At 42.3% G+C, this 13786-nt stretch carries 13 protein-coding genes; 8 read left to right on the forward strand and 5 right to left on the reverse strand.

What is annotated here, in order from left to right; all coding sequences use genetic code 11:
• Positions 1 to 61: 61 nt before the first annotated feature.
• From guaA to B050_RS0109465, 4 genes are all read left to right on the forward strand, one after another.
• Entirely contained in the window at positions 62 to 1591 is a 1530-nt protein-coding gene (gene guaA, locus B050_RS0109445; RefSeq protein ID WP_018473673.1) for a glutamine-hydrolyzing GMP synthase, read from the forward strand.
• 213 nt (positions 1592 to 1804) lie between these two features.
• Entirely contained in the window at positions 1805 to 3481 is a 1677-nt protein-coding gene (locus B050_RS0109455; protein ID WP_026235766.1) for an ABC transporter substrate-binding protein, read from the forward strand.
• An 8-nt stretch (positions 3482 to 3489) separates the two neighbouring features.
• A complete protein-coding gene (hemL, locus tag B050_RS0109460; RefSeq protein ID WP_018473675.1) occupies positions 3490 to 4785 on the forward strand; it encodes a glutamate-1-semialdehyde 2,1-aminomutase in 1296 nt (431 codons plus the stop codon).
• 37 nt (positions 4786 to 4822) lie between these two features.
• Positions 4823 to 5170, forward strand: coding sequence for a Spx/MgsR family RNA polymerase-binding regulatory protein (locus tag B050_RS0109465; protein ID WP_018473676.1), 348 nt, complete (start codon positions 4823 to 4825; stop codon positions 5168 to 5170).
• Positions 5171 to 5273: 103 nt separating this feature from the next.
• On the opposite strand, the gene B050_RS0109470 is transcribed toward B050_RS0109465, so the two are convergent.
• Both B050_RS0109470 and B050_RS0109475 read right to left on the reverse strand, forming a co-directional pair.
• Positions 5274 to 5771, reverse strand: a complete 498-nt coding sequence (locus tag B050_RS0109470) for a copper resistance protein NlpE (protein ID WP_018473677.1) — start codon at positions 5769 to 5771, stop codon at positions 5274 to 5276.
• A 6-nt stretch (positions 5772 to 5777) separates the two neighbouring features.
• Positions 5778 to 6734, reverse strand: a complete 957-nt coding sequence (locus B050_RS0109475) for an NAD-dependent epimerase/dehydratase family protein (RefSeq protein WP_018473678.1) — start codon at positions 6732 to 6734, stop codon at positions 5778 to 5780.
• 306 nt (positions 6735 to 7040) lie between these two features.
• On the opposite strand from B050_RS0109475, the gene kbl reads away from it, so the two are divergent.
• On the forward strand, positions 7041 to 8237 hold the full coding sequence (kbl, locus tag B050_RS0109480) for a glycine C-acetyltransferase (protein WP_018473679.1): 1197 nt from the start codon (positions 7041 to 7043) through the stop codon (positions 8235 to 8237).
• A gap of 127 nt (positions 8238 to 8364) precedes the next feature.
• Here kbl and cdaA read toward each other — a convergent pair whose 3' ends face one another.
• The gene (cdaA, locus tag B050_RS0109485) at positions 8365 to 9231 is read right to left on the reverse strand and encodes a diadenylate cyclase CdaA (RefSeq protein WP_018473680.1); all 867 of its coding nucleotides are present in this window, start codon (positions 9229 to 9231) and stop codon (positions 8365 to 8367) included.
• Positions 9228 to 10112, reverse strand: a complete 885-nt coding sequence (folP, locus tag B050_RS0109490) for a dihydropteroate synthase (protein ID WP_018473681.1) — start codon at positions 10110 to 10112, stop codon at positions 9228 to 9230. The genes cdaA and folP overlap by 4 nt, the downstream gene beginning before the upstream one ends.
• 19 nt (positions 10113 to 10131) lie before the next feature.
• Between folP and B050_RS0109495 the strand changes: the two genes are divergently transcribed.
• The 3 genes from B050_RS0109495 to B050_RS0109505 are packed head-to-tail and all read left to right on the forward strand — an operon-like array spanning position 10132 to position 12295.
• Positions 10132 to 10674 (forward strand): DUF1599 domain-containing protein, encoded by a 543-nt coding sequence (locus B050_RS0109495; protein ID WP_018473682.1) that lies wholly within the window; start codon positions 10132 to 10134, stop codon positions 10672 to 10674.
• Positions 10675 to 10681: 7 nt separating this feature from the next.
• A complete protein-coding gene (locus tag B050_RS0109500; RefSeq protein WP_018473683.1) occupies positions 10682 to 11764 on the forward strand; it encodes a BT_3928 family protein in 1083 nt (360 codons plus the stop codon).
• Positions 11765 to 12295 carry a shikimate kinase gene (locus B050_RS0109505; RefSeq protein ID WP_018473684.1) on the forward strand — a complete coding sequence of 177 codons (531 nt, stop codon included), beginning with the start codon at positions 11765 to 11767 and terminating at the stop codon, positions 12293 to 12295.
• Here B050_RS0109505 and B050_RS0109510 read toward each other — a convergent pair.
• Positions 12285 to 13784 carry an OmpP1/FadL family transporter gene (locus B050_RS0109510; protein ID WP_044202210.1) on the reverse strand — a complete coding sequence of 500 codons (1500 nt, stop codon included), beginning with the start codon at positions 13782 to 13784 and terminating at the stop codon, positions 12285 to 12287. The two genes, B050_RS0109505 and B050_RS0109510, sit on opposite strands and share 11 nt — an antisense overlap.
• Positions 13785 to 13786: the final 2 nt, after the last annotated feature.

Raw genomic sequence — 13786 nt, forward strand, 5'->3', positions numbered from 1 at the left:
TATAATTTCGAAATTTTTGGGTTGCGCTTTTCCATTAATGTAAGTGTGATTACCTTTGCGCATGGCAGAACAGATACTCATTCTTGACTTTGGTTCGCAATACACACAGCTCATCGCACGGAGAGTTAGAGAACTCGACGTTTATTGTGAAATCCACCCTTATAATAACATTCCTGAAATCACCTCAGACATCAAAGGAGTAATCCTTTCGGGCAGCCCATGCTCGGTAAAAGATGATGGTGCTCCAGACCTTGACCTTGATCAATTCAGAGGCAAACTCCCTCTTTTGGGCGTATGTTATGGCTCTCAGCTTCTCGCACAGAAGTATGGTGGAGCAGTAGCTCCTTCAGAAATCCGAGAATATGGCCGCGCCAATCTGAATTTTATAGATAAGCATAATGATTTGTTTCATGAAGTGACGCATGGCTCCCAGGTATGGATGTCCCATGGTGACACGATCAAAGAACTTCCTGAGGGATGGGAAGTGATCTCCAGTACTTCATCGGTAAAGGTTGCCTCTTTTAAGGTGCCAAATGAGCATACTTATGGGATTCAATTTCACCCTGAGGTGACGCACTCTGTAGAAGGTAAAAACCTGATAAGAAACTTCGTAGTCCAGATATGTGGCTGTAGCCAGGACTGGACCTCTGATGTATTTATAGATGCCACCATCGCCGAGCTCAAAGAAAAGCTGGGTAATGATAAGGTGGTTATGGGGCTTTCCGGAGGTGTAGATTCCTCTGTTGCTGCGACCCTGATTCACCGAGCCATAGGCGAAAACCTCGTTTGTGTGTTTGTGGACAATGGGTTATTGAGAAAGAATGAATACGAAGAAGTGCTTCATTCCTATAAGGACCTGGGACTTAATGTGATTGGAGTCGATGCTGCTCAGCGTTTTTATGATGCCTTGGCAGGGAAAACCGACCCTGAAGATAAGCGCAAGGCCATAGGAAACACCTTTATCGAGGTGTTTGATGATGAAGCACATAAGATTGAAGGCGTGAAGTGGTTAGGGCAGGGTACGATTTATCCCGATGTGATCGAGTCAGTATCCGTAAATGGACCTTCAGCGACCATCAAATCTCACCATAATGTGGGCGGCCTTCCAGATTTTATGAAGTTGAAAGTGGTGGAGCCTTTGAATACCTTGTTTAAAGATGGAGTAAGGGAAGTGGGGCGTGCCTTGCAGATTCCTGAAGCCATTGTTGGAAGACATCCTTTCCCGGGACCGGGATTAGCGATTCGGATTTTGGGGGATATTACTCCGGAGAAAGTGTCCACACTTCAGCAAGTGGATCATATCTTCATCCAAGGCTTGAAAGATGATAAGTTATATGATGAGGTATGGCAAGCCGGAGCGATCTTACTGCCTGTACAATCTGTAGGGGTTATGGGAGACGAAAGGACCTATGAGAAAGTGGTGGCCTTAAGGGCTGTAGCTTCCGTGGATGGCATGACCGCTGACTGGGTGCATCTGCCGTATGAGTTTTTAGGTAAGATTTCTAATGAAATTATCAATAAAGTAAAAGGGGTAAATAGAGTAGTATATGATATTAGCTCTAAGCCACCGGCTACTATCGAATGGGAATAATGAATTAAGCCTGATGTAAATCAGGCTTTTTTTATGGGCTTTTGAGTCAAAATCATTTAAATTCGTAGTCCATCTGAAAAAAGGAATAAAATTTGAATTGTCCCTCAGGAATAGGCTCCGTATCGGATTCTTTGGACGCTCCACGGTGGAGGTGATCTTGAAGATTAGACAGCAAGGATCTTTTCTGACTTTAAAATGATTGTAGATATACTTATGAAAAAAATACATTTTCTTTTCTTCGCTTGCATGATCTTCTTTGCTACTGCAGCTTCGGCGCAGCAGACGGGTAAGGGCTATAGTTCCGCTGTAAGACTAATCGATAGCGGGCAGACCCAGCAGGCTATGGAAGAGTTGAGACCCTATCTTGATTACAAGAATTATGGTCAATTGGCCCTTTATGCTCGTTATCACTTTGCGCGAGCAGCCTATAAGAATAACCAATACCAACTGGCTCAGGCAACCCTCCAGGAGTTGATCGATAATTATAAATGGGAAAAGGAAGATGATGCTTATTTCCTATTGGCTCAATCTTATTTTGCCCAAAACAAGGCCATAGATGGACTAAAACAAATCAATCAGATCAAATCTCCGGAGGTCCAAGAAGAAGCCTCGAAGGCTTCTTATCAATACCTCAGTCAAAATGCCAGTGTGAGCCTTTTAGTGGCCAATTTCCCCTCATACCAGTCCAATAAGGGATATAGCTTGGCTTTGAAAGAATTACTACTGAAACAATCCTCTCTTACCACCAACGAAAAGCAGATTCTTAATGACCTTAATCAAAGGGACCTGGCGGGTGATGGAAGCACAGAGCAAACTTGGCAGAAAGTGGAGAATAATACCCTAGATATTGCCGTGGTTTTGCCATTTAATTATCAAGGTGGATCGGGAGTGAAAAGATTGAAGTCTAATAACTTTGTGTTTGAACTTTACCAAGGGATAGAACTAGCGGTGAAAGAAGCCAAAGCTAAAGGGCTCCAAATCAATGTTCGTACTTTTGACACGGAGAGAAAAGATGATGTGGTCAGAAAAGTACTTCAGGATCCATTTTTTAAACAGGCTAATATAATTATTGGCCCGATATATCCGGAGGAAACAGAGCTGGTGGCCACCTTTGCAGATATGCATCAGATTCCCTTTATCAATCCCCTTTCTAATATCAGTACCACATTAGGATCTAGTGAATACGCTTACTTATTTAGACCTTCCACCGAAATTATTGTGGACAAGATTTTGGCTCATTCCAAATCGCACCTGAAAGGTAATCGCATAGCTTTGGCCTACTCAGCCTCCTCAAGAGATGAGTTGATGGCTAGCCAGTTTGCAGATGAGGCGCGGAAAAAAGGCTACCAGGTTATCTTGAACCAGAAAGTGACTTCCAGCAATATTCGAGGCTTCCTAGAAAGTGCGGGCATGAAACCTGGGATGACCGCCAAAGTGGATCAAGTGGTGATCTTCTCAGATGATCCTTATATCGCATCTCCTTCACTTGCGCTAATGGAATCTCTCAGCACCACCGTTCCCATCTTTGTGATGGACAGCTGGTTGTATTTTAATTTTGCCAATTTCGAGATGCTTGATGATGCCAATATTAATTATTTAGGTAATAATATGGTGAATTTTGATAATCCAGAAACAGAGGAGTTTAGAGCCAAATTCTACGAACAATATAAATCCTATCCTGGTCCGAACACTTATATCGGATACGATGTGACCTCATGGGTGGCAAGCACCATAAACCCGAACAAAGGCTTTGATTTCCAAAAGAACTTAAACCAGAGGGGCTATTCTACTGGTGGCCTAGGCTATGGGGTGGATTTTGGAAACAGCCATTCCAATCGCTATGTGCCGGTATTGAAAATGGAAAAAGGAAAACTCATCGAAATAAAATAATTGACTTCATGAATATCAGTAAAAGTAAGACGTTATTTTCCCAAGCTCAGCATTCTATTCCTGGAGGGGTTAATTCCCCCGTTAGGGCTTTCAAGGCCGTAGGGGGTGATCCCCTGTTTATCAAGCGGGCAGATGGAGCCTATTTATATGATGAAGATGATAATGCCTTCATTGAGCTGATCAATAGCTGGGGGCCCATGATCCTTGGTCATAATCATCCTGAAATTAAGGAAGCCATAATCAAAGCCATGGAAAATGGAACTTCTTTTGGCGCGCCAACAGCAAGAGAGGTGCATATCGCTGAGAGAATCGTCCAGATGGTGCCATCCATAGAAAAAGTAAGAATGGTAAACTCGGGTACAGAAGCGACGATGTCTGCCGTTCGCCTTGCCCGTGGATATACAGGTAGGGATAAATTCGTCAAATTTGAAGGTAACTACCATGGCCATGGAGATGCATTTTTGATCGCTGCCGGCTCGGGTGCGATTACCATGGGAGCTCCCAATTCCCCAGGGGTCACCACTGGCACGGCAAAGGACACTTTGCTCGCTCCTTATAATGACCTTGAAGCAGTAAAGCAGCTTGCTGAGGCTAATAAGGGGGAAATTGCTGCAATAATCTTAGAGCCTGTTCCAGGGAATATGGGTTTGGTTTTGCCAAAAGAGGGTTTTCTGGAAGGCTTACGAAGCCTGTGCGACAAAGAAGGAATCCTATTGATATTTGATGAGGTGATGACAGGTTTCCGCCTTGCTGCAGGAGGTGCTCAAGAGCGTTTTGGCGTTATTCCTGACCTTACTACCATGGGGAAAATTATCGGTGGAGGAATGCCTGTCGGCGCATATGGAGGCAAAAAGGAAATTATGGATTATGTATCTCCGGTTGGACCCGTTTACCAAGCAGGTACCTTGTCCGGGAATCCCATTGCTATGGCTGCCGGGATGGCGATGCTAGACCATCTTAACGACCACCCAGAGGTGTATGAGCAGCTGGAGACCATCGGTACACGCTTAGTGACTGGCGTAAAAAAATCGTTGGAGAAGCTAGGCTTAAGCTATACTATGACTCATCTGGGAAGTATGTATAGCCTGTTTTTTACGGATCAGGAAGTGATAGATTTCGAAACCGCAAAATCCTCAAATACAGAGTTGTTTGGAAAGTATTTTCAGGCCATGCTTAAAAGAGGCGTTTACCTTCCTCCTTCTCAGTTTGAAAGTCTCTTCCTTAGCACTGCATTGAAAGATAAAGAGATCAATCATATTCTTCAGGCGAATGAAGAATCCCTAAAAGAGATCTTATCTCTTTAATTATGGAATTTATGTGTCATCCCTAAAGCCGAAGACTGTGCTCAAAGTATATGGAATCAAAAATTGCGACACCATGAAAAAGACTTTTCGTCTTTTGGAAGAAAATGATGTGGCCTACGAATTTATTGATTATAAGAAAAATCCTCCCTCTGAAGAACTGATCAATGGTTTTTTGGATTCGATAGCCCTGGAGAAAGTGGTGAATAAAAGAGGCACCACCTTCCGGAAGTTATCCGAGGAAGAAAAAGTGCACTTGGAGGATGCTAAGACCGCTGTGCCTCTTCTGGCAAGCCATAGCAGTATGATCAAAAGACCTTTGATTGTTTATCCTAGTGGAATGATATCTGTGGGCCTTGATCCGGAAGTTATCCTTCAGAGCAAATAATACATAGATCTTTAGTCAAAAATCAAAAAAGGAGAACCATCTATTGGTTCTCCTTTTTTGATTTTATCACGAGATGAAAAATGTTTTTCTAGACTTATATTTGTTATTTAATCAATACCAAGCTATAGTTCAATTCGGATTCTATCGGCATACCTTCCTGGTCCAATTGAGTTAATTTATTGGTATCATTTTCTTGCATGAAGTGTCTGATTTTTTGGCCCTGGTCATCCAAAAGGCTGATCACCATTGCGCCAGGGTGTCCTTCCAGGCCATAGCTGACCTCATATTTACCTGTGGATTGAAATTTACGATTTCCATCAGCCGTTTCCATATATACTTCCTCCAGAATGTACTCCCTAGAAGTCTTACCGGGACTATTCTCCAGTTGCAAGGTAGTCTTGATAGCGCTGCAGTCGGCGCAAGGGAGGTTCCCCTCATAGTTGTACCACTTTGCTGACTCGGTTTCTAAGGCCTTGTCTGCGGGTTCAGCGGGGGCATCGGCCGTGCTGACTCCTTCATTGGTAGTCTCAGAAGTGGGAGAGTCACAGCTCCAGATTAGCAAGCTGAAGAGGATCAGGATAGTTGGAAAACGATTGCTCATATTAGTTTATTTGAAATGTGCCAATTGAGCAGGCAAATTAGCTAAAATTTCCTTAGTCATTGTTTCCAAATCGAATTTATGCTTCCATCCCCAGTCTTTCTGAGCGATGCTATCATCAATGCTATCCGGCCAGGTATCGGCGATTTTTTGTCTAAAATCCGGATGGTATGAAATACTGAGATTTGGATGATGAACTTTGATTGCCTGATAAAGATCATCCGGGGTGAAGCTTATACCACCAAGATTATAGCTGGAGCGCACCGTGACCTGAGAAGCCGGGGCTTGCATAAGCTGAATCGTCGCTTGGATTGCGTCTTCCATATACATCATCGGAAGGGAGGTGTCTTCCTCCAAGAAGCATTCAAAATGCTCATCAGCTAAGGCTTTATGGAAAATTTCCACGGCATAATCGGTCGTGCCGCCACCAGGCAGAGACTTATATCCTATTAAACCCGGGTACCTAATACTCCTCACATCCACCCCATATTTTTCGAAGTAGTATTGACACCATCTTTCTCCTGCAAGTTTCGAGATGCCATATACGGTGTTAGGATCCATGATACAGTCTTGCGGAGTATTGACTGCGGGAGTATTGGGGCCAAAGACGGCAATGGAGGAAGGCCAATAGATTTTGTTTAAGCCGCTGGTTCGAGCGAGTTCCAATATGCTCAATAAGCTGTCAATATTCAGCTTCCAGGCCATCAGAGGGTTCTTCTCGCTAGTAGCTGAGAGCATCGCTGCCAAGTGATATACCTGGGTGATTTTTTCAGTCTCCACCATACTAGCTATAGCCTCTTTGTCCATTACGTCCAAGGTCCTAAATTGGCAATAGTCAAATTTATGAGCGGACTTGGCATTGATATCAGTGGCGACTACCTGCTCTCCACCATAGATATCTGCCAAAGTTCTGGTAAGCTCGGAGCCCAATTGGCCAGCAGCTCCTGTGATGAGTATTCTTTCCATAATCTCTGTAAACCTCAAGTTATGCACTTCAGGACTTTCTTATATTTGGGGATGTCTAAATGAATATAGATTTACTATTTTCCTAACTATGAAATGCTCCTAAGCAATGAACTCATGCTGAATCATGAGCTTTTACTTTATATAATTGTAACTCCTGGACTTTCCTCCTTATTAGGCGACCAATAATGTCTTATTCAGTGTAAAACAAAATTAGTAAATTCATTTTTACCAATTGTAAATATTTTGGACTACTTTTATATGAAAGCTTTTCAGCTATAATGATACGAATTAAAATCCAAATATGCTATGTACGAAAGTTTAAAACCTAGATTAGAAAAGGAACTGAAAGAAATTAAAGAGGCTGGTTTGTATAAAAACGAGCGCGTAATTACCTCTCCCCAAGGTGCAGAAATTACCACTGAAGCGGGTTTGGAGGTCCTAAACTTCTGCGCTAACAATTATTTGGGGCTTTCTAGTCACCCCAAGGTAATAGAGGCGGCCAAAGCCGCGATCGATAGCCATGGTTACGGGATGTCTTCCGTTCGATTTATCTGTGGTACTCAGGATATTCACAAGGAACTAGAAGAGAAGATATCTAAGTTTCTAGGGACTGAGGATACTATTTTGTATGCTGCCGCCTTTGATGCCAATGGTGGTGTATTTGAGCCATTATTAGGGCCTGATGACGCGATTATTTCTGACGCTTTAAATCATGCTTCCATTATTGATGGCGTTCGTCTATGTAAGGCCATGCGATTTAGATATAAGCATAATGATATGGCGGACCTAGAAGCACAACTGCAGGAGGCTAATACTAAAGGTGCAAAAGTGAAGATAATTGTGACTGATGGGGCTTTCTCTATGGATGGTACCGTTGCTCAATTGGATAAAATAGTGGAACTGGCTGAGAAATATGATGCGCTGGTCATGTCTGATGAATGCCATAGTACAGGTTTTGTTGGTAAGACTGGCAGAGGTGTCCATGAGCTCAAAGGAGTGATGGGGAAGATGGATATCATCACTGGCACCCTGGGTAAGGCCCTAGGCGGAGCTTCTGGAGGATTTACCTCAGGGAGAAAAGAGATTATTGATATTTTGCGCCAGCGTTCCAGACCTTATTTATTTTCTAATACCCTAGCTCCTTCCATTACTGGTGCTTCAATTAAGGTGTTTGATTTGCTTTCCGAAACCACTGAGCTCCGAGACAAATTGGAGGAAAATACCCTTTATTTTAGAAAAGAAATGACTGCAGCTGGGTTTGATATTAAGCCAGGGGAGCACCCGATAGTGCCTATTATGCTCTATGACGCAGCGCTTTCGCAGAAAATGGCGGAGAAGTTATTGGAAAAAGGGGTGTATGTGATTGGCTTTTATTATCCAGTAGTCCCTAAAGGGCAGGCAAGGATAAGAGTTCAGATTTCTGCTGCCCATGAGCAAAAACACCTTGATACCGCTATCAAGGCATTTGTGGAAGTTGGCAAGGAGTTAGGAGTAATCAATTAAGAATTAGCAGATCATGATTCAGCAGCTTAGCAATACTGAGGTATCATTCTGAATAAAAAGAAAGCAGGCCTTCCATCATCAAATGATAGAAGGCCTGCTTTTAATGTTTTAGCAGCCTGTCTTTTATTTAGGCTTCCGCTGGCCTTTGCTTAAATTTCTTGCTTTCAAAGGGACTGAGAAAGTCAAATTTCTCGTCAATATCCTGTCCAGTAAGGTAGTTATTCAGGATTTCACGGACCTCCTGAAAGGATAGGTTGTGAAGTATATTTCCATTTTTAGCCATAGATACCTGCCCTGTCTCTTCGGATACGATAAGTACCAAGGTGTCGGTAGCTTCTGACATGCCTATAGCTGCGCGGTGACGAAGGCCAAATTGAGCAGGCACTTCTTTTTCGGTAACGGGCAAGATACACCTTGCTGCTTTGACTTTGCCATTATAGATGATTACGGCGCCATCATGGAGCGGGCTGTATTTATTGAAGATGCTTATCAAAAGCCTCTTAGAAACCATCCCATCAATAAGATCACCACTTTCTGCATAGAATTTTAGCTCTGAATTTCTAGACATCACCATCAATGCGCCGGTACTGGTACCGGATAGACTTTTGCAGGCGTCAATGATCGGAGTGATATTAAAGGCATTGGATTCTTTTTTTCTCCAAAAAAGGAGCTCTTGAAGAACATTTTCATTTGATAAAATCGAACTTCTACCGATGATGAGGAGAAACTTCCTGATTTCAGGGGCAAATAGAATAATAGCTGCGATCACCCCAACGCCCATAAACTGCCCAAGAATACTGGATAAAAGCTCCATCTTGGCGGCATTTACTACGAGGTAAACCAGGTAAATTGACAAAAAACCTAAGAAAATCTTGATGGCCACACTTCCACGCATCAACTTATAGACCTGATAAATCAGCACGCTTACCAGCGAAATGTCTATTATGTTGACCATCGAAATGTCAAGGAATCCTATTTTAAAAAGTAGATTCAAGGGTAAATTTGTTTATATAGTTTAATAGTTTCTAACGCTTGTTTTACATCATGTACTCTCAATATGGAAGCCCCATTTATCAGTGCAGCCATATTCAGTGCAGTAGTACCATTTAAGGCTTCATCAGGAGTGATCTCCAAAACTTTGTAAATCATAGATTTCCTTGATACTCCTGCTAATATAGGGCATTTAATATTCTTAAAATAAGATAAATTTTTAAGAATCCTATAGTTTTGATCTAGAGATTTAGCAAAGCCAAAACCTGGGTCAAGTATTACATCTTTAATGCCAGCTTGTCGACATTGGTTCAGTTTTTTGTTAAAAAAGAATAAAATTTCTTTTTCCAGGTCTATATAGTCCGTTTTCTCATGCATGTCCTGGGGATTGCCTTTCATATGCATGCATACATAAGGGACCTCCATTTTGCCTACGGTAGGGATCATCTCCGGATCCAATTCGCCGCCAGAAATATCATTGATGATATCGGCACCTGCGCTGACCGCCTCTCCAGCCACCTGGTGGCGGAAAGTGTCGATGGATAGAAGGGCCTCGGGAAATTCTTTTTTTAGCAGCTTCACAGCCGGTATGATCCTATGCAGCTCATCCGCTGTACTGACGTCCTTTGCACCTGGGCGACTGCTGTAGCCTCCTAAATCCAAAATCTTTGCTCCTTCCAGCAGCTGCTTCTCCGCACTGCGTAATAGTTGCTCAGTGTGTGGGTTTACCCTGCTGCCCGCATAGAAGGAGTCAGGGGTAATATTAATTATTCCCATTACCCAAGGTTCATCGAGCAGAAATAGCTTTCCTTTCGATTGAAGTGTTATTTTTGTGGGAAATAAGCTATCTTCGATCTGGGAAGTATCGCTGGGAATATTATTCATCTAAAAACCATTTATTGCTTTGAAAACGCAAACTGTAAGCGAATATAATCAAGTTATCACCCTTTGTAAAGAACTTTTTAAGAAGAAAACCATTGACTATGGTACAGCCTGGCGAATTTTAAGGCTTCCGTCTATTACGGATCAGATTTTTATTAAAGCGCAGCGCATCAGGTCTATCCAAGAGAAAGGGACTCAAAAGGTCGAAGATCCCATTCAGGATGAGTTCATTGGCATCATCAACTACTGCCTCATGGCTCTTATTCAGATGGAGCTTTTGGGGGATGATCGTATGGAACTTACCTATGCCGAGCTGGAGCCTCTTTATGACCATTGGGTCGAGAATACTAGAAGTTTACTGGAGAATAAAAATCACGATTATGATGAAGCATGGCGAGATATGCGGGTTTCCTCCATGACCGATATTATCCTGATGAAGCTATATCGAGTAAAGCAAATCGAAGATAATAGCGGCAAAACTATAGTATCCGAAGGCTTAGACGCCAACTATCAGGATATGATCAATTATTCTGTGTTTTGTTTGATTAAGTTGAATTTTAAATAACCGATTGATGAAGGTATTGCTCCATATTTTCCGCTATTTAGTGGGTGGCCTATTTGTTTTTTCTGGATTAATAAAAGTGAATGACCCTGTAGGAACCTCCATCAAGATGGAGGAATATTTTGAGGTATTCGCTCATGATATTGCGCCTGCCTTTGAGTGGTTGAAACCTTTTTCTCTATCGATTTCCGTCATACTTATCGTATTAGAGGTGGGCTTAGGAGTTATGCTGCTCCTTAATTATCGCAAAAAATTAACCTTAAGTCTCTTATTAGCATTGATCATCTTCTTTACTTTTCTGACTTTTTATTCCGCTTATTTTAATAAGGTGACAGATTGTGGCTGCTTTGGGGATGCTATAAAACTGACTCCCTGGGAGTCGTTTATCAAAGATATAATCCTTGTAGTGATGATTGGGGTATTATTTCTCCAGCAGAAAAAGTTGGCAGACCATCAAGGGGGATTTAGAGGTGTGATCGTAGTTTCCTCTCTAGTATTATCTCTTATCTTATCCATTATTGCGATTCGTAATCTGCCTTTCATTGATTTTAGAGCCTATAAGAATGGAGTGAATATTCAGAAAGGAATGTTACCCTCTGGAGTTCTGGAATATAGCTATATCATGAAAAAAGAGGGGGAGGAGCTTATTCTGGATGAATACCCGACAGATGAAAGTTATGAGTTTGTAGATATGAAACTTAAAAACCCAGAGGCTTTACCAAAGATATCAGATTTTGCGATTTGGAATGACGAGGGAGATTTTACTGAGCAGGCACTCCAAGGGAATAAGCTATTGGTATGTATCAGTAGTTTTGAGAAGATGAATCGGGATAAACTCGATGCCTTAGATGCACTGATGAATATTGATGGAATCGAGACTTGGGTAATAAGTGCCGCCTCGGCAGAGCAAACCAAAGCTTTGCTCCAGGAGCATGGGTGGCAGGTTCCATCGTTTTATGGTGATGCGACTGTCCTGAAGACTATGATCAGGTCAAACCCGGGTCTGATCGTCTTGGCGGAAGGTACCGTGATCGAGAAATATCATATTAATAATGCACCTTCTCCGGAAGAAGTTCTTGATATAATAAAATAGATGATTGACGCAGTAAAGATAGTTTTGATGGGTATGCCCGGAAGTGGCAAATCCACCTTAGGAAGGGCCGTGGCCAGCCAGCTGGGCTTTGATTTTTATGACCTTGATGCCGAACTGGTCAAGGAGGAGGGAAGCGATATCCCAACCATCTTCATGGAAAAAGGTGAAGGGTATTTCAGGAATCTGGAAACCAAGGTTTTACAGAAACTTCTGGGCCTCCCTGGAGGGATGGTGCTTTCAACAGGAGGGGGAGCGCCCTGTTTCAATGATAATATTAACCTTATTAATGCCTCTGCTGTATCCGTTTACCTAGAGGTTAGTCTTGATGAACTATTAGCAAGGTTGACAAAGGATGAGATTAGTAAGCGGCCAATGTTTAAGGGCCTAGATACAGCGGAAATTACCCTTAAATTGCAGGATCTGCTTACTGGAAGGGAAGAGTTTTACCGACAGGCAAAAATAATGCTCAGCGGAGATGATATATCCACTGAGCATCTTTCATCAGAAATGATGAGTTATTTTAGAAATTAAAGCCAAAGGTAAGTAGGCCTTGAATATCGGTGTTTTCTGTAGTCAATAAGTCGGCAGTTGGATAGCTTCTATAGAAGGTATCAAACTGGCTATGAACGAATCCTAAGTCAATAGACATTTTCGCTAGCTTCACCCCGATACCACCAGAGTACTGCGTTTTGCTTCTATCATTAGCACTGTCTTTATAGGGATCAGCATAGAAGGCTGTTCCTGCTCGCAATCTGAAGATATTGATTCTCCATTCTCCACCCACGCGGTAGTTGATCACGCTGGTAGCCGTGTTTTGTATGAATTGGTTTTCATCATTAAGGCTAAAAGACCTGGCAGAAAGGTGCATGGTAGAATAATCCAGATAATCTATATCAGCAGAAATGAAGCCATTTTTATTCAGAAAGAAAGCCGCTCCAGCACTCAATTTTAAGGGAGTTCTTAACTTATAGATTGGATTATAATAATTGCTATAGGCTTCTTCTCCATAGTCAAAGTTGCCATCCAGGTCATAAAAATCAGCGACAATATCAGAGTCATAGCCTTCCTGGTATTGCATCCAGGTAGGAGAGCTAAAGGTGAAGCCGAGGTTTATCTGATCTATAGGCTTGTATATTAAGCCTATATTTAGATTCACCCCAGAACCGCTGTGATTTAGGTTCTCGCGAATATTGAAGGCGGTAGCTTGGAAATTATGATTATCTACAAAGTCCTCACCATAGGTTTTGTGAGAGGTGAAATTGACAGAGGTAATACCCACAGAGCCACCAATGAATAACTTATTGTCATAATTGCCTCCATAAGCGAAGGTAAACTGGCTAGTATTTCCTTCAGTGATGATCATCTCATCCTGATAGGGAGCGATGGGGCTATCAAAGTTTACGCTGCCGTCATCATTGATATTATAAGTATAATCTGAGGGTCTAAATATATTTCCGTCCTGAACAATCAGCCCGACATCCAGAGGCAAGCCTGCTGGATCACCTATTGGTGGTTCTTGAGTAGCATTATATTCTGCGGAATAGTAGTCTAAAATCGAGGTAGGGCTTTCGATATTGGAATAATAACCAAACTGATTGTTAAGATTGCTAGATCTATTATAGCTGATTCCAAAGGAATGACCTCTCCATGAATCGGTGTTCATGGGGTTTTTGGTTTTAGCAAATACGGCGCTTACATTCGGCAGGGAAAAGGTAAAGTCACTATCGGACTGTTTCTGCCCCATGAAATAGGAATCTGAATTCCAGTTTTCAAAATTAGTAGTGAAGCTAACCTGGGAATTTCTAAAGAATCCAAGACCTGCGGGGTTACCGGAGATATTGGAAACATCTCCGCCTATGGCAAACTGCGTTCCGCCTATGCCCATGATTCTTGCGGATCCGGTGGCGTTATATTGGCTATATCGTAGTGCATCGTCGAAGGTCTGTCCTTGCGCTGATATCATCGCCAGGCCAGCCATAAATGGCAATGCTAGTAGGGTGACTTTAAAGGATTTCTTCATTT

The organism is Echinicola pacifica DSM 19836, assembly GCF_000373245.1.
Classification (GTDB): Bacteria; Bacteroidota; Bacteroidia; order Cytophagales; family Cyclobacteriaceae; genus Echinicola; species Echinicola pacifica.

Bases quoted from the DNA above. Each gene is read 5' to 3' on its own strand.
- guaA (WP_018473673.1), top strand. From the start codon at position 62: ATGGCAGAACAGATACTCATTCTTGACTTTGGTTCGCAATACACACAG.
- B050_RS0109455 (WP_026235766.1), top strand. From the start codon at position 1,805: ATGAAAAAAATACATTTTCTTTTCTTCGCTTGCATGATCTTCTTTGCT.
- hemL (WP_018473675.1), top strand. From the start codon at position 3,490: ATGAATATCAGTAAAAGTAAGACGTTATTTTCCCAAGCTCAGCATTCT.
- B050_RS0109470 (WP_018473677.1), bottom strand. From the start codon at position 5,771: ATGAGCAATCGTTTTCCAACTATCCTGATCCTCTTCAGCTTGCTAATC.
- B050_RS0109475 (WP_018473678.1), bottom strand. From the start codon at position 6,734: ATGGAAAGAATACTCATCACAGGAGCTGCTGGCCAATTGGGCTCCGAG.
- kbl (WP_018473679.1), top strand. From the start codon at position 7,041: ATGTACGAAAGTTTAAAACCTAGATTAGAAAAGGAACTGAAAGAAATT.
- folP (WP_018473681.1), bottom strand. From the start codon at position 10,112: ATGAATAATATTCCCAGCGATACTTCCCAGATCGAAGATAGCTTATTT.
- B050_RS0109500 (WP_018473683.1), top strand. From the start codon at position 10,682: ATGAAGGTATTGCTCCATATTTTCCGCTATTTAGTGGGTGGCCTATTT.
- B050_RS0109505 (WP_018473684.1), top strand. From the start codon at position 11,765: ATGATTGACGCAGTAAAGATAGTTTTGATGGGTATGCCCGGAAGTGGC.
- B050_RS0109510 (WP_044202210.1), bottom strand. From the start codon at position 13,784: ATGAAGAAATCCTTTAAAGTCACCCTACTAGCATTGCCATTTATGGCT.